This is a genomic window from Agrobacterium sp. LEGMi-208b (assembly GCF_059511785.1).
On the sequence record NZ_CM183445.1, the window covers coordinates 2,518,424 to 2,535,242 of the forward strand.

The following is a 16,819-nucleotide window of genomic DNA, read 5'->3' on the forward strand; positions in this document are numbered from 1 at the left end:
AACGAATTATTTTTGCAGGGACTCGTAAACACTTTGGTTACCATAATTCGTCATGCTTCGAACCAGTCAGTTCCGAAACCGGCGTGGTGTTTGCCCGCCCTTCGGATGTCCCAAAATCCCTCCGGCGTCGGCCGGGTGTGCGTGAACGGTTCGAGTAACGAGTATCATGGCGTTTTCTGCTGCGGCCTATAATGGCGCCGGTCTTGCCGGTTCGTCTTCCGTCAAGAGAGGCAAATCCTTTTCGTTCGGCCGAATGTCCGCCCTTCTCGGTGGCGGCGCCTTTGCCGGCCTTTTCGCCGTCGCCGCCTTTGCCTCGCTGCACAGCATGGCTGCCGCTTCGCACGGTGTCGGGCAGTTTGAAAAGACGCTGGTGACGCGATTGGCTTCCACTGAGACGGCAATTGCCCACGCCGCCGCGCGGGATATTCACGTCCGCAAGTTTTCCCGCCTGAGCGACCACAGCCATGGCCAGCAGAAGGCGGTTCGCCTCGCCGGCATCATGCCCGAGATCGGCGCGAAGGAATTCGGCGAGCGCTTCGGCGCGGCTGCCAATGCAAAAGGGCAGGCGACGGTGAAGCAGCTTGCCGCGCTCAAGCCGTCGGCGATCGTCGATTCGGCGCTTGGACGCACCTCTGAGGTTGCCTATCAGAGCGCCGTTCCGCAGCATCCGGCATTTGAAGTGGCGCTGGCACGGCCGCAGATCGAGGAAGAGGCAAGCAGCCTGCTGCCCGATGATGTGCCGCTGCCGAGCTTCCGCCCCGAGGTTGCGACGGCTCAGACGGTTGAGCCGTCACCGCGCCCCGCGACATCGTCCAAGACCGAGGAACATGTTCCGGCCGTCGCTTCGGCACCGGCTTTCGATGCGCCGGTTCCCCTTCGCGCGCCTGCGGCGCCGAAGCAGAGCACCGGCGCCATGCTTGCCTTTGCAAAGCCTGACAATCCGATGCGCGAGCCGAGCAAGATGGATGCGGTTCCGTGGCCGGATCGCGGTAATGGCACGGCGATCTATGATATTTCCTCCGGCGTGGTGCACATGCCGAATGGCGAGAAGCTGGAAGCGCATTCCGGTATCGGCAAGATGCGCGACAATCCCGATTACGTGCATGTGAGAATGCGCGGTTCGACGCCACCTTCCAGCTATCGTCTGACGATGCGCGAAGCGCGGTTCCATGGCGTCGAGGCCATTCGCCTGACGCCGGAAAACGGTGTCAACCCGCATGGCCGTGACGGTCTTCTGGCTCACACCTACATGCTGGCGAAACGCGGCGAATCGAATGGCTGCGTGGTATTCCGGGATTATCAGCGCTTTCTGGCTGCCTTCAAGCGCGGCGAAGTCAAGCGCATGGTGGTGGTGCCGAAGCTGAACGGCAACCGTCCGACACTCGCAAGCAGTGGGGGTAAGAGCGGCGGCAAGACGCTGCTCGGCATGTTCTCGCGCGGCAGTGATTCCTAAGTTTTCTTGGTTCTACGCATTTTCCGGGCGTAAAACCGCTGCGCACTTTTACTGGAAATGCTCTAGCGGCCGCGCCGCTGTGTCAGCACCATGCCGGCGAAGATGAGCAGGATGCCGAGTGCGCTTGCCCAGAGTTTCGGCGGATGATCGCCGAAAAGATCCAGAACCACGCCTGAGACCATCTGGCCGCTGATGACCAGAAGGGCGGTATTGACCGCACCGATGCGCGGAATGAGCCAGCTTCCCGAAGCGATGAAGACGACGCCGATCGGCCCGCCGATAAAGGCAAGCCATGGCGCGTCGGCAGCACCCGGCGGAATGAGGCCACCGACGATGAGGCCGATGACCGTCAGCACGGCAAAACCGACAATGTGGTTCCAGAACGATGCGATGAGCGGCGAGTTGGACAGGCTGAGGCGGCCGTTGATCTGCCGGCTCAGCGCCACGAAGACGCCGCCGGTAAAGGCCATGGCGATCCAGACAATCATGCCGTTCTCCCGACAAGGATGATGAGTGCGCTGCCGCAGAGAATGAGCGCCACCGCCGCCATGTCCCGAAGGTCCGGCCGCCTTTTTGGCAGGCCGAAGAGGCCGAAAATATCCGCCAGTAAGCTGAAGATCACCTGTCCGCCGAGACCGAGCGCAATGGTGCCGGAAAGCGCCAGCGGCGAATTGACGGCGGTGGAGGTGAGGATGACGATGGCCGCACCCACGACCCCGCCGCAATAGGCCCAGAGCGGCGCTTTCGGTTTTTCTGCCGTGCCTTCATCTTTCTTCGGGCGCATGATGGCGAGATAGATCAGCGCCGCCACCGTGCCGGTGCCATGCGCCGTCCAGGAGGAAAACAGCGCATTGCCGTAATGGGCAAGCTGACCGTTGAAATGCACCATCAATGTCAGAAGGCAGCCGCTGGCGAAGGCGGCGGCAAGATGCAGCGGGTTGAGGCGTGGATGTGTCGTGTCTGTCATGGCGGGCCGGCAAAGCTGAAGATGGAGACGAGCTTTAGCCGATATGTGTCTGAAGCGGAATCGAATTGCGCCGGCTCACGGTTTTAGACGACATTATCCTGTGCGTTGCGGAACAAGCGATGCGGCCACGCATTATTCCACCATGAAGAAAACGACGCGCAAACCATTGAACCGGATGACGATTTTCGTCATTTCGATTTTCCTTCTCGCAGCCGTGGTCGCGGCCGTCTATCTCGTCGGCTTCACGCCCGGTGAAGTGTAAGACGGATCGGTCAACGACCGGCCGGAGCGGTCTTGCCCTTGCCGCGTTCCATCGCAACGCCCGCCTTGGCGACGGCGAAGCGGATGCTCCGCATCAGGAAACGGCTGGTTTCGAGAAAGGCGCGATAGGGCAGCACGGTGAAATAACGCCAGCGCGGCAGGCGGTAGATGCGCAGATTGTTCTGGATCTGGCTTTCCCCGTCCGCATCCTGCGTGGCGCAGAGCGGATAGAGGAAGGCCGCCTTCAGCCCCGCGAGATATTCCAGATCGAATGCGATGTCATAGGCGAGCCGCATGGGAATCAGTTTCGCTATCCATTTTCCGGCGCGACGGTTGACGAGATAGGCTCCCGACCCTTTTTCCCGCGTGATCGCAATGGCGAGCGAACGGCCATTGGACAGTGGGCGGAATGGAAATTTCCGGCCGTTGCTGACCGTCGTCAGCCGCAATAAATCCCAGTCGCCGCCGTTCAGCACCGCCTCGTCTATGGCATTGAGAAAATCGTCATCGAAGACCACGTCATCCTCAAGGATGAGCGCGATATCGGCGTCGCCCTCCATGAATCTATTGGCGCAGGCGACATGGCTGAGATAGCAGCCGATTTCCGGCGGCGAGGTGCGGCGGCCATGCATGAGCATGTAGGACATCTCGCTGAATTCCGGGATCGGGTAATTCAGTTCCCTGCCATTGACGCCGGGAACACGCTCCGCCTTGAGCCCCATGGCATCGAGGCGCGCGGTCATATCCGCGAGGCGTTTGGTGGCGCTGTCCATATTGATCAGGAAAACGGCGAGCCTGCGCTGGCTTTTCGGTAATATATACAAAGCTGTCCTCGCCCGGTTTCCGCTTCCCCACTGCAACTCCTTTATTGCAACGGCATGACGCGGGCTATGGAAAAAGCGGTCTTCAGGCACTCATGGTTGTCGAATCAGACCTTTTCCACAAATCCATCCAGCACACGTTTCTGCCCGGCACGATCGAAATCGATGGTCAGCTTGTTTCCTTCGATGGCGGAAATATTGCCATTGCCGAATTTGAGGTGGAAAACGCGATCGCCAACAAAGAATTTCGATGGCGTATCGGCGACGGATTTCGCCACCAGCTCGCCGTCGATGGTGCGGGTGCGCGGGCCGCTTTCACCGTAACCGATGCGTTCGACCGCATGGCCGGAGCGGGTGCCCCAATTGTCGCGGGTGGCGTCACTGCGGTTCTGCTGCGCGCGCTTCCAGCCGGGGGTGGAGTAGTTGTTTGCGAAAGGGTCCGCCTTGTCGAAGCGCGACTGGCCATAGCCGCCGCGTCCACCATAACCGCCATAATTGCTGTCGGATGCCGCCACATCCACGTGGGCGGGTGGCAGTTCATCGAGGAAACGGGAGGGCAGGGTGGATTGCCACAGCCCGTGAATGCGCCGGTTCGACACGAACCAGATATGGCAGAGCTTCTTGGCGCGGGTGATGCCGACATAAGCGAGACGGCGTTCTTCCTCCAGGCCGGAGCGCCCGCCCTCGTCCAGCGCCCGCTGGTGCGGGAAAAGGCCTTCTTCCCAGCCGGGCAGGAAGACGGTGTCGAATTCCAGACCCTTGGCGGAATGCAGCGTCATGATCGATACGGCATCGAGATTTTCGTTCTGCTCGGCATCCATGACGAGGGCGACATGCTCGAGGAAGCCGCGCATGCTCTCGAAGGCTTCCATCGAGCGGATGAGTTCCTTGAGGTTTTCCAGCCGTCCGGGGGCTTCGGCCGTCTTGTCGGCCTGCCACATGGCGGTATAGCCGCTTTCATCGAGGATCTGCTCGGCAAGCGTGGTGTGTTCGGTGTTTTCCAAGAGGCCCTGCCAGCGGCGGAAATCCTGCACCACATCGAACAGCGCCTTGCGCGCCTTCGGTTTCAGTTCGTCGGTCTCGATGATATCGGCGGCTGCCGCCAGCATCGGAATATCGCGGGCGCGGGCATAGTCGTGCAGATTGCGGATCGTCGTATCACCAAGGCCGCGCTTCGGCGTATTGACGATCCGCTCGAAGGCGAGATCGTCGGCCGGCTGGCAGACGAGCCGGAAATAGGCCATGGCGTCGCGGATTTCGAGGCGCTCATAAAAGCGCGGGCCGCCAATGACGCGGTAATTGAGGCCGAGCGTGACGAAACGGTCTTCGAACTCGCGCATCTGAAAGGAGGCGCGAACGAGAATGGCCATGTCGTTCAGCTTGTGGTTCTTGCGCTGGAGCTGCTCGATTTCCTCGCCGACCGCGCGGGCTTCCTCTTCCGAATCCCAGGCCGCATGCACCACGACCTTTTCATCGTCAGGGCTGCTGCGTTCGGTGAACAGCGTCTTGCCGAGACGGCCCTCATTATGGGCGATCAGATGGCCGGCCGCGCCGAGAATATGTTCGGTAGAGCGGTAATTGCGTTCGAGCTTGATGACCTTGGCGCCGGGGAAATCCTTGTCGAAGCGGAGGATATTGTCCACTTCCGCGCCGCGCCAGCCATAGATCGACTGATCGTCGTCACCCACGCAGCAGACGTTCTGCGGCTCGCCCTTGGCGCGCTGTGCGAGAAGCCTCAGCCACATATATTGCGCCGTATTGGTGTCCTGATATTCGTCCACCAGAATGTAACGGAACTTCTGGTGATACTCTTTCAGAATATCGGTGTGGCGGCGGAAGATGCTGATCGGGTGCATCAGTAGATCGCCGAAGTCGCAGGCATTCAGCGTTTTCAGCCGGTTCTGATAGGCGGTGTAAAGCTCGCGGCCCTTGCCATTGGCGAAGGCGCGGCTGTCGCCCTCCGGAATATCCGGCGGGGTCAGGCCCTTGTTCTTCCAGCCGTCGATCATGCCGGCGAACTGCTTGGCCGGCCAGCGCTTGTCGTCCAGCCCTTCGGCCTGAATGAGCTGCTTGATCAGCCGCACCACGTCGTCGGTATCGAGAATGGTGAAATCCGATTTCAGGCCGACGAGTTCGGCATGGCGACGCAGCAGCTTGACGCCGATGGAGTGGAAGGTGCCGAGCCAGGGCATGCCCTCGACAGCGCCGCCGACCAGCACGCCGATACGTTCCTTCATCTCGCGGGCGGCCTTGTTGGTAAAGGTCACGGCGAGAATCTGGCTCGGATAGGCGCGGCCGGTCGCCAGAATATGGGCGATGCGGGTCGTCAGAACGCGGGTCTTGCCGGTGCCGGCGCCTGCGAGCACGAGTACGGGTCCGTCTAGCGTTTCCACGGCGTCGCGCTGTTCCGGGTTGAGACCGGACAGATAGTCGGGCGCAGCACGCGTCTGATCGCGCGCCGCCATGGCGCGGGCGGCAATGCCAAGCCCGCCGCCGCTTTCTGCACCGGCACTATTCGTCGCCCTGCGCGGCGCCACGGGTTCTTCATCGAAGAACGGCATATCGTCAAAACTGTTGCTCATGCGGCCCAATGTAGTGATTCGGGATATAAAGGCCAGAACCGTGTTCTGCTTTTATTCCGGTATCAACTGTCAAAACGCCCATTCCAAGGCATTTTTTCGCTTCATGCCTGCCTGTCGGCGTCGAACGCGGCATCAACGGGCACTTGCAGCGCCACCGCAAGCTGGTTTGTCTTGGCGGCAAGTGCGATGACGCGCAGCAAATCGGCATGCTGCTCTGTCGTCATGCCCTTGGCTTTGGCGGCGGCCGTGTGGGAATGGGCGCAATAGGAGCAGCCATTGGTGACGGAAACGGCGATATAGAGCATTTCCTTCACCACGGGATCGAGCGCCGAGGGCGTGGCCATCACCGCCTTGACCTCGCCCCAGGTCTTTTCAAGCAGATCGGCATCGAAGGCGAGGTAGAGCCACATATTGTTGATGAAATCCGATTTGCGGGTGGCGCGGATATCATCGAACACCGCCTTGACGCGTGGATCGGTTTCCGGGTTTTCGGTTTTCGTCACGGTGCTCATGGCTTCCTCCGGTTATGGCGTCCTGGAGGCAGATTAGCCCACTGGCGGATATTTGCGACAGGAATGCGTGGCCCCGATTGCGGTTTGGCTGCTGCGGATGGCAATTGCCCCCAAATTACAATTACGTAAGGAACGGTTTTGTGCGTTGCCTTGCCCCCGCCAAGCGGGAATACTGCATCTGTCCCGGAACCTACGTTTTCGGGAATGCTTTATGCTGCGCGGATCAACCGGAGAAATATATGCGGGTCTGGAAACAGGTGGGTGTCAGTGTTGCCGTGGTGGGAGCGGGGCTCTGTCTCTGGGGCTTTTATTCGCCCGAAGCCCGCAATGTGCTCGCCGCGATCGGGCTTGGCAAAACGCCTGCCGGGGCGATCGAAGTCGCCGCATCCGGCGGTTCGACCGCCGGTGCGTCCACAGGGCAGAATGCCGATGGTGCGCGCCGCAACGGCAACGCCACCCTGGTGGTGACGGCCCCGGTGAAGAAAGGCACGGTCAATGACCGGCTGAACGCCATCGGCAATGGCGAGGCGATCCAGTCGGTCGTCGTCATGCCGCAGGCTTCCGGCACGGTTTCGGAAATCCGCACGTCATCCGGCGCACGTGTCGTGAAGGGGCAGGTGCTGGCACGGCTCGACGATGAAGAGCAGGTGATCGAGCGCGACAAGGCGCAGGTGACGCTGCGCAGCGCCGTCGAAAAATCCAATTCCTACAAGAACCTGAAATCCGTCTCCCGCCTCGATGTGCTGGATGCGCAGATTGCCGAGGAGGCCGCCAAGCTTGCGCTGAGCACGGCCGAACTCAATCTCAAGCGCCGCGACATCGTTGCGCCGATAGAGGGTGTGGCGGGTATTGTCGCCGCCAATATCGGCGATAATGTCACCACGCAGTCAACCATCGTCAGCATCGATGACCGGTCCGAAATTCTCGTCAATTTCTGGGCTCCCGAGCGGTTCGCAACCGCGATCAAGGTCGGCATGCCGGTGGAGGCGACGTCCATTTCCCGCCCCGGCGAGACTTTCAAGGGTGAGATCGAGGCCGTCGACAACCGCGTCGATGAGGCGAGCCGCACGATCCGCATCCGGGCGAAGTTCGGCAATGAGAAGGATGAGCTGAGGGCCGGCATGTCCTTCGGCGTTACCATGCGTTTTGCCGGCGAGACCTATGCCTCGGTCGATCCGCTGGCCGTGCAGTGGGATGCGGAAGGCTCCTACGTCTGGCGTGTCACCGATAATAAATCGAACAAGGTGCGGGTGCAGATCGTGCAGCGCAATCCCGATGCCGTTCTCGTCAAGGCGAAGCTGGCGGATGGTGAGCCTGTGGTGATCGAGGGTCTGCAGCGCGTGCGCGAAGGCGGCGCGGTCCGCGTCGGCAGCCAGCCGAAGCCCGAGGAGGTTGCCAGCCAATGACGACGCAGCCGCCCTCCGGTCAGGATTCCAAGCTCGCCTTTACCGCGTTGTTCGTGCGCCGGCCTATCCTGGCGGCGGTTCTCAACACCCTGCTGGTCGTTGCCGGCCTTGCGGCTCTTGTCGGTGTCGAAGTGCGCGAACTGCCCGACGTCGACCGGCCGACGATCAGTGTCAGGACCACCTATGAAGGGGCGGCGCCGGAAACCATCGATCAGGAAGTGACGCAGACCATCGAAGGTGCGGTGGCGCGTGTCAGCGGTGTCAAGTCCATTTCGTCCAACTCGCAATTCGGCACCAGCCGCGTGACGCTGGAATTCGGTGACAATGTCGATCTGGCGGTTGCCGCCAACGACGTGCGCGACGCCATCGGCCGCGTCACCAACCAGCTGCCCGACGATGCCGACGAGCCGCAGATCATCAAGGCGGATTCCGACAGCCAGCCGATCATGCGCCTTGCCGTCACCTCGTCCACGCTCAGCATGGAAGACCTGACCAAGCTGGTGGATGACGAAATCATCGATCGCCTTGCCGCCGTCGATGGTGTGGCGGATGTGGAGCTTTACGGCGATCAGGAAAAGGTTTTCCGCGTCGATCTCAATCAGGCGGCGCTCGCCAGCCGTGGGTTGACGGTGACGGATGTTTCGAACGCGCTGGCCAGCGCTGCACTCGATGTGCCGGCGGGATCGCTGAAAAGCACAACGCAGGATATTGTCGTGCGCGCCACGGCCAGCCTGACGAAGCCCGAGGATTTCTCCAATCTTCTCATAAAGAACAATATCCGCCTGCGCGACGTCGCGACCGTCATGCTGGGTGCGGATGACGAATCCACCTCGCTGCGCTCCAATGGCGTGCAGGGCGTCGGTCTCGGTGTCATCCGTCAGGCGCAGTCGAACACGCTCAGTATCTCGACCGGTGTGAAGGCCGCCGTCGACGCCATGTCGGCCAATCTGCCCGAGGGTACGCGCATCGTCGTGACCAGTGACGATGCCGTCTTCATCGAAGGCGCGCTGCACGAGGTGGAACTGGCGCTCGGTCTCTCGGCGATCATCGTCGTCGTCGTGCTTTATCTGTTCCTGCGCGACTGGCGCGCCACCCTCATTCCGGCGATCACCATGCCCGTGGCGCTGATCGGCACCATCGTCGCCATTTATATGGTCGGCTTCTCGGTCAATATTCTGACCCTGCTTGCCATCGTTCTGGCGACTGGCCTCGTGGTCGACGACGCTATCGTCGTGCTGGAAAACATCGTGCGCCGCCGGGCGGAAGGCATGGGGCCGCGGGCCGCCGCCGTTCTCGGCACGCAGGAAGTTTTCTTCGCCGTCATCGCAACGACGGCCACACTTGCCGCCGTGTTCATTCCGCTCTCCTTCCTGCCGGGCCAGCTTGGCGGCCTGTTTCGCGAATTCGGTTTCGTGCTGGCCTTCGCGGTGGGCTTGTCCTCCATCGTGGCGCTGACGCTCTGCCCGATGCTGGCTTCCCGCATGCTGAAAGAGGGGCTGAAGGAACCGACGGGGCCGCTCGCCTGGTTCGGTAATGTCTTTGCCTCCACCTATAAAACGACGCTTTCCGCCTGCCTGAACAATCCGCTGATCGTCATCGTTGTCGCGCTCATCTTTTCCGGCCTGTCATGGATCGCCTTCGGCATGATCCAGAACGAGTTGACGCCGCGCGAAGACCGCGCCTCGATCATGATGCGGGTCACCGCGCCGCAGGGCGTCAGCCTCGAATATACCCGCGACCAGCTGCAGCGGATCGAGGAAAACCTGCAGCCGCTGCGCGACAGTGGCGAAATCCGCAATATCTACTCCATCACCGGCATGAACGGTTCGTCCAATACCGGCTTCATGGTGCTGACGCTCGCCCCCTGGGCCGATCGCGAGCGCACGCAGAACCAGATCGCTGCCGATGTCACTGCCGCCGCTAATAAAGTTCCGGCGCTGCGCGGCAATGCGATGCAGCCGAACAGCCTCAGAATTCGCGGCGCCGGCAACGGCCTGCAGATGGCAATGGTCGGCAGCAACTATGCGGCGCTGACCGAGGCGACGCAGAAATTGCTGCTTTCCATGGAAGAAAGCGGTCTGTTCGACACGCCGCGTTTCGACAATGAGCCCAATCAGGCGCAGATTTCCGTTTCCATCGACCGCGAGCGTGCGTCGGATCTCGGCATTGACATCACCGGCCTGTCGCGCGCCATGCAGTCGCTGCTGGAAGGCCGCTCGATTGTCGACGTCTTCGTGGATGGCGATGCGATCCCGGTCAGGCTCCTGTCCTCCACCCGGCCGATCAACGATCCGACCGATCTGGAAAACGTCTTCCTGAAAACCGGCGACGGCAAGATCGTGCCGATGTCGGTCATCGCGTCGCTCAAGGAAAATGCGGTTGCGCCGCAGCTCAACCGCGAGCAGCAGCTTCCCTCCGTCGGCTTTACCGCCAACCTCAAGGACGGCGTTTCGCTGGGTGAGGCGCTGCAAAAGGTAAACGAACTTTCGCAATCGGTAATGCCGCCCGGCGCCCGCCTGCTGCCGCTCGGTGAAGCGGCGACGCTTGAAGAAAATTCGAGCGGTATGTTGCTGACCTTCGGTTTCGCCATCGCCATCATCTTCCTCGTGCTGGCCGCGCAATTCGAAAGCGTGCTGAGTTCGGTCATCATCATGACGACGGTGCCGCTCGGCCTTGCCTGCGCGGTCATCGCACTGCTGGTCACGGGCTCCAGCCTCAATGTCTATAGCCAGATCGGGCTTGTGCTGCTGGTCGGCGTCATGGCCAAGAACGGTATTCTCATCGTGGAATTCGCCAATCATCTGCGCGATCAGGGTGCTACCGTGCGTGAGGCCATCGAAAAGGCCACCAGCATCCGCTTGCGCCCCGTCATGATGACGATGATCGCCACCATTCTCGGCGGCGTGCCGCTGGTGCTGGCGCAGGGTGCCGGTGCTGAAGCACGTATCGCGCTCGGCTGGGTCATCGTCGGCGGTCTCGGTTTTGCAACGCTGGTGACACTTTACATCACCCCGGTCTCCTATCTGCTGATCGCCCGCTTTGCCAAACCGCAGGCGGATGAGGAAATCCGCCTCCATCGCGAGCTTGAACTTGCCGCCCGCCGCAAGGCGCTGGAAGAGGACAAGCCGTTGCTGGCGGCGGAATAGAAAAGGGTTGCCGCCAATTACCGTTCGGCGCAATTGCGATGCTGGACAAAGCGTTAACCTTATCCCATACCACCTGACGGAATTTCGTAACGGATCGAATCCGTTACGGGCAGATGTTGCGGTGGAGACGGACGATGGCGCTGAAAGACGTGGTGGCGGGAAAGCGGAACGAAGAGGGCATCGCGTCGGCACTCGCGGTGCTGAAGCAGCAGCTCGGCGACAGGCTCCAGACCGGACAGGCGTTTCGCGAACAGCACGGCCATACCACCACCTATCTGACGTTGCAGGCGCCTGACGGTGTCGTTTTTGCCGAGAGCGCGGACGACGTGAAGGCCGTGGTGAAGGTCTGCGCGCAATATAAGGTGCCGGTTATTCCGTTCGGAACGGGGTCTTCGCTGGAAGGGCAGGTGAATGCGCCTGATGGTGGAATCTGCATCGATTTCAGCCGGATGAATCGCATCATTGAGGTGAATGCGGAAGATCTTGACGTGACGGTGGAGCCGGGTGTGACGCGCGAGGACCTCAATGTCTATCTGCGCGATACCGGCCTGTTCTTCCCCATCGATCCCGGCGCCAATGCCTCGATCGGCGGCATGGCCTCGACGCGCGCCTCCGGCACCAATGCCGTGCGTTACGGCACGATGAAGGACAATGTGCTGGCCGTCACCGCCGTCGTCGCCAATGGCGAGGAAATCCGCACGGCCCGCCGCGCCCGCAAGTCTTCCGCCGGTTACGATCTGACGCGGCTTTTCGTGGGTGCCGAGGGAACGCTGGGTGTCATCACCTCCGTGACGCTGCGGCTGCAGGGCATTCCGGAGAAGATCGCCGGTGGTGTCTGCACCTTCGACAGTATCAAGGCGGCCTGCGATGCCGTCATCATGACGATCCAGATGGGGGTTCCGGTTGCCCGCATCGAATTGCTTGATGAAGTGCAGGTGCGCGCCTGCAACGCCTATTCCGGCCTGAACTACGCGGAGAAACCGACGCTCTTTGTGGAGTTCCATGGCACCGAGGAAACGGCGGCGCTGCAATCGCAGCAGTTCGCCGAGATCGCCGCCGAATGCGGAGGCGTCGATTTCCGCTGGACCAGCGATGCGGCCGAGCGCAACAAGCTCTGGAAGGCGCGACACGATGCCTATTGGGCGTCGCGGGCGCTTGCACCGCATCTCGACGGGCTTTCCACCGATGTCTGCGTGCCGATTTCGCGGTTGGCGGATTGCGTGGTGGAAACGCAGCGGGATATCGAGGAGAACGGTTTTCTGGCGCCCATCGTCGGCCATGCGGGCGACGGGAACTTCCACGTCCTTATTCTGTTCGATGGTAAGGATGCGGAAAGCGTTGCGAAAACCGAAGCCTTCGTCGCCCGTCTCAACCGCCGCGCCATCGCCATGGACGGCACCTGCACCGGTGAACATGGCATCGGCCAGGGCAAGATGAGTTTTCTGGCCGAAGAAGCGGGAAATGCACTGGATCTCATGCGCGCCATCAAAACGTCGCTCGATCCCGATAACATCTTCAATCCGGGCAAGTTGTTCCGGCTTGTCTGATCATTCTCACATTTGATTGGTACAAAAGGCTGCTTGCCGTTAAGGCAGAAAAGAATAGGTTTGCAGCGTTCGCGAAGGGAGATGCAGGTCAGTGCTCGGGCGTATTCTGGTTTTTCTGGGCGGACTGCTGGCCGTGGTGCTGTTTTCGGCGCTGCTTATTCCCTATTTCGTCGACTGGACGGATTTCCGCCGCGATTTCGAGGATCAGGCAAGCCGTATTCTCGGCAAGAAGGTGGTGGTGCATGGCCGCGTCGAGGCCCGCATCCTGCCTTTCCCCTCGGTGACATTGCATGATGTGCGCGCCGGAACGGATGCGGATGGATCGCCGCTCATTCAGGTCGCCCGTTTTTCCATGGATGCCGAGTTAGCACCTTTCCTCTCCGGCGAAGCGCGTATCTTCGACATGCGCATTGAGGAACCCAAGGCCAAGATACGGCTGCTGAAAGACGGCACGCTGGACTGGATGCGCGGCAGCCGGGCGGAGATTCCCGCCCGTACCGTGGTTCTGGAAAGCGTGCAGATCGAAGGCGGGCAGATCGAATTCATCGACGAGCAATCCGGCCGCAACCGCGTGGTGACGGGCCTTAACGCCGACATGTCCGCCAATTCGCTGGCGGGGCCGTGGAAGGCCGAGGGACGTGCTGCCGTCGACGGGCATCCGGGCTCCTTCTCGCTCTCCAGCAGCGAGCCGGATTATGCCGCCGGCCGCATGGGACTCAGGGTACGGCTGGTGCCGGATGAACATCCGGTCGAGGTCGATCTCGATGGTGCGATTGCCGCAACGGCGGGAAAGCCGGCCTATAGCGGCTCTTTCTCCTTCAGTTTCCGTGAGGACGAAAAGCAGAAGCAGCAGGCTGGACAATCGCTGTTTTCCTCGCCGCGCACCCGCGGCAGCTTCGAACTCACCAATGAGAGCGTGCGTATCCCGAGCTACCGCATGGAACTCGGCGGCAGCGAAAATCCCTATGTCGTGACGGGGGAAGCGACGCTCGATACCGGCGCCAAGCCGGAATTTCTGCTGACGGCCGATGGCCAGCAGATCGATGTCGCCCGCTTCGCGCCGCCCGTCGTGCAGACGGGCAAGACCTCGCGCCAACCCACCGCCTCGGTGCGCCAGCGTATTGAAGCCTTTGCCGCCATGGTGGCCCGCATTCCGGTGCCGCCGGTGCCGGGCAAGGCGAGCATCAGCCTTCCGGCACTCGTTTCCGATGACACGACCATTCGCGACATCAGGCTCGACGTGCGCCCGGAAGGCAGCGGCTGGCAGGTGGTGAATGCCGTGGCGACCCTGCCGGGCAGGACGCAGCTCGAAGCCAAGGGGTCATTGACACTGCTCGGCGGCCCCGCCTTCAACGGCAATCTGCTTCTCGCCTCCAACCAGCCTTCGGGCCTGGCGAACTGGCTGTCCGGTTCGGTCGATCCGGCGATCCGCCAGCTCAATGCAGCCGGTTTTTCCGCCGATGTCTCGCTGACGACGCTCAACCAGCGTTTCGACAATCTGGAGCTTGCAATCGGCGATGCCTCGCTGAAAGGTGAGCTGGAGCGTCGCTCCGATGGCAAGACCTCCAATCTTTCCATCGATCTCGCCGGTAACGAAATCGATCTCGATGCGCTGAAGGCGCTCGGCAGTCTGGCGCTCGGTGATCAGGTCGGCAGTTCCGTCCTCGACCACCGCATTACCGCGAAATTCAAGGCCGACCGGTTCAACATGGCCGGCGTGACCGCCAATCACGTCGAGACCGCCTTCACCATGGCGGGCGGCGTTCTCTCGCTCGAGAACATGACGGCTGGAGATATCGCTGGTGCGGAGGTCAGGGCAAAGGGTGAGCTGCAGGGTTCGCTGCTGAAATATGCGGGCAAGGGCACGGTGAACCTGCATGCGGCGGATATGCAGCCGTTCTTCACCATGCTGCAGCAGAAATTGCCGAACCATCCATTCCTCGGCCGTCTGGCGGCGAGCGCGCCGTGGTATGCCAATTCCGACCTTGCAGTTGATGTTTCGGTCAACAGCGAAAATGGCGGGGCCAATGTTGCCGTCTCCGGCACCGTCAATGGCAGCCGGCTCTCGGCTGTGGCCAAGATGCCGGATTTCCTGTCGATCACCGATGATACCGCCATGTCGCTGGAGGCGGTTCTGAAGAACCAGTCGACGGCCATTCTGTTCGGGCAGGCGGGGCTTGATCCGCTGCCCTTCGATGCGGATGGCGAGGGGCTTTTATCCATCAAGCTTAATGGCACGCTCGGCTCGCCGGCCCAGACGGAATTGCGCTTCTCGACGGAGCGCACGCATTTTTCGATGAACGGTTCCTTTGCCGTTTCGGCCGCCAATTTTGGTGAGGGCAGCGCCGATGTGGCGCTCGAAAGCGCCGACATCGAACCTTATCTCATCATGAACGCCGTCGGTCTGCCGCAGCTTGGCGGCGGTATGGCGTTGAAGGCCAATGCGAAAGTGGCGGTGGATGGGCAAAAGATCGCGCTTTCCTCGATCGGCGGGCAGGCGGGTGGAAATCCTTTCTCGGGTAATCTGACTTTCCAGCGTGCCGCGCCCTATCCCGTCGCCGGCGATCTTGCGGTCAGAACGGCCGATCTCGCCTGGCTGGGTGATGCGATCTATGGGCCGGTGATCGATCCGGAAACCGGGGCGCTCAACGCCAAGCCTCTGGCCATGGCCGCTTTCCCGCAGCTCAAGGCTTCGCTTGCCTTGAAAGCGGAAAGCTTCGAGGCCGGCCCCTTCGGCACGGTCACGGGTGCTTCGGCCAAGGTCACGCATGATGCGGGCAGTCTCTCGCTTGATGATGTCGCCGGCACCTTCATGGGCGGCAAGCTCACCGGGCGGCTCGCCATGTCGACGGGCGAGGGCGCGGGTATTTTCCGCACCAAGATCGCGGTGACCGACGCCAATCCGGAGCCTATCCTGTGGGCGAATGCCAACGGACCGGTCGCGGCAGGCAGGGTTGCCATCGATCTGACGGCCGAATCGACCGGCAAAAGCGTCGGTGAAATGCTGAAATCGGCGGGTGGTTCCGGTGAAATACGGGCCGGTGGGCTGGTGCTGAAGGGGCTAAATCCCGGCAGCCTGCCGCCGATCCTGCAGGCGGCGGATGGCTTGCAGCAGCCGATCGACGCGCCCAAGGTGCGCCCGCTCGTGGATCAGAGCCTGTGGCAGGGTGAAATCGGCCTCGGTGATGTGGCATTGCCATTCTCGCTGAATGGTGGCGCGCTGCATTTCCAGAATCTGCGCGCGGGGATCGATCCGGTAACGCTGACGGCCGATGCGACGGTCGATCTTGCGGCTTCGACCGTGAATGGCGACCTCGATCTCCTGTTCAATCCCGGCACTGAAACGGTCGCGGGGGCCGAGCCGTCGGTGCGCCTGAATTTTAACGGCCCGCTTGCCGCGCCGGCTTTGACGACCGATGTTTCGGCGCTCAGCAATTACCTTTCGCTCCGGGCTTTCGAAAAGGAACGCCGCCGGGTGGAGGCCATGCAGGCCAGCGTCCTCGAAAAGCAGCGTCTGCGCCGCGAAGTGGCGCTTTATCGCTTTCAGGCGGCCGAGCGGCAGGCCGAGAAGGAGCGGGCGGAGGCGGAAGCCAAGGCCAAGGCCGAAGAAGAGGCACGTTTGAAAGCTGCGGCTGAAGAACGTCTGCGTCAGGAAAAGGAACAGCAGGAGCGGTTGCAGCAGCAACAGCAGGAACAGGGGCAACAGCCGACGCCCGAGCGGCAATCCGCGCCGGTTCTGGTGGTTCCTCCGACGGAAAACGCCATCCGGCAACTGGCCCCGGAAAACGCGCCCGCCACGCCTTAGGCTTGTGGTGAGGGGGAAGCCGATTCCCTTTAATTGGTTGACGGCGCGGGGGCTTCCCTCCGCATGCCGCCGTTATGCTCTGGCGTGCCGCACCGCTGCCCGGTTTAACAATTGTTGAAATGGCGCAGGCGCTATTGCATTGGGCTCTGGAGCCTGTCGTCAGGCACTGGACATCAAAAAGGAAGCGACTTCGTCAGACAGGGTGACGGGTTGCGCCAACCACGCCAATGTCACCCCCGGACCTCTCCCACTGCTGTCCGATTTAAATTTTCACGCGCCGCCTATAACATTGATTTTTAATGAAGGTCAGACGTCACTC

At 61.5% G+C, this 16,819-nt stretch carries 10 protein-coding genes; 5 read left to right on the forward strand and 5 right to left on the reverse strand.

The features are described 5' to 3' along the window. Positions 1-166: 166 nt before the first annotated feature. Positions 167-1,453, forward strand: a complete 1,287-nt coding sequence (locus AC5YUO_RS12155; protein WP_496153473.1) for a DUF2778 domain-containing protein — start codon at positions 167-169, stop codon at positions 1,451-1,453. A 62-nt stretch (positions 1,454-1,515) separates the two neighbouring features. Here AC5YUO_RS12155 and AC5YUO_RS12160 read toward each other — a convergent pair whose 3' ends face one another. The 5 genes from AC5YUO_RS12160 to AC5YUO_RS12180 all read right to left on the reverse strand — a co-directional run bounded on the left by AC5YUO_RS12160 (position 1,516) and on the right by AC5YUO_RS12180 (position 6,596). Further along, a complete protein-coding gene (locus AC5YUO_RS12160) occupies positions 1,516-1,941 on the reverse strand; it encodes a DMT family transporter (RefSeq protein WP_020812062.1) in 426 nt (141 codons plus the stop codon). Next, complete coding sequence (locus AC5YUO_RS12165; RefSeq protein ID WP_496153474.1) at positions 1,938-2,420, reverse strand: DMT family transporter; 483 nt, start codon at positions 2,418-2,420, stop codon at positions 1,938-1,940. The genes AC5YUO_RS12160 and AC5YUO_RS12165 overlap by 4 nt, the downstream gene beginning before the upstream one ends. Before the next feature lie 272 nt (positions 2,421-2,692). Then, positions 2,693-3,505, reverse strand: a complete 813-nt coding sequence (locus AC5YUO_RS12170) for a glycosyltransferase family 25 protein (RefSeq protein ID WP_496153475.1) — start codon at positions 3,503-3,505, stop codon at positions 2,693-2,695. A 104-nt stretch (positions 3,506-3,609) separates the two neighbouring features. After that, positions 3,610-6,084 (reverse strand): ATP-dependent helicase, encoded by a 2,475-nt coding sequence (locus tag AC5YUO_RS12175; RefSeq protein ID WP_496153476.1) that lies wholly within the window; start codon positions 6,082-6,084, stop codon positions 3,610-3,612. Between the two features lie 101 nt (positions 6,085-6,185). Further along, complete coding sequence (locus AC5YUO_RS12180; protein WP_003522357.1) at positions 6,186-6,596, reverse strand: carboxymuconolactone decarboxylase family protein; 411 nt, start codon at positions 6,594-6,596, stop codon at positions 6,186-6,188. A gap of 239 nt (positions 6,597-6,835) precedes the next feature. On the opposite strand from AC5YUO_RS12180, the gene AC5YUO_RS12185 reads away from it, so the two are divergent. From AC5YUO_RS12185 to AC5YUO_RS12200, 4 genes are all read left to right on the forward strand, one after another. Then, positions 6,836-8,002 carry an efflux RND transporter periplasmic adaptor subunit gene (locus AC5YUO_RS12185; RefSeq protein ID WP_496153477.1) on the forward strand — a complete coding sequence of 389 codons (1,167 nt, stop codon included), beginning with the start codon at positions 6,836-6,838 and terminating at the stop codon, positions 8,000-8,002. Further along, positions 7,999-11,148 (forward strand): efflux RND transporter permease subunit, encoded by a 3,150-nt coding sequence (locus tag AC5YUO_RS12190; protein WP_496153478.1) that lies wholly within the window; start codon positions 7,999-8,001, stop codon positions 11,146-11,148. The genes AC5YUO_RS12185 and AC5YUO_RS12190 overlap by 4 nt, the downstream gene beginning before the upstream one ends. 134 nt (positions 11,149-11,282) lie before the next feature. Further along, entirely contained in the window at positions 11,283-12,695 is a 1,413-nt protein-coding gene (locus AC5YUO_RS12195) for an FAD-binding oxidoreductase (RefSeq protein WP_496153479.1), read from the forward strand. A 91-nt stretch (positions 12,696-12,786) separates the two neighbouring features. Then, positions 12,787-16,500 carry an AsmA family protein gene (locus tag AC5YUO_RS12200; protein ID WP_496153480.1) on the forward strand — a complete coding sequence of 1,238 codons (3,714 nt, stop codon included), beginning with the start codon at positions 12,787-12,789 and terminating at the stop codon, positions 16,498-16,500. Positions 16,501-16,819: the final 319 nt, after the last annotated feature.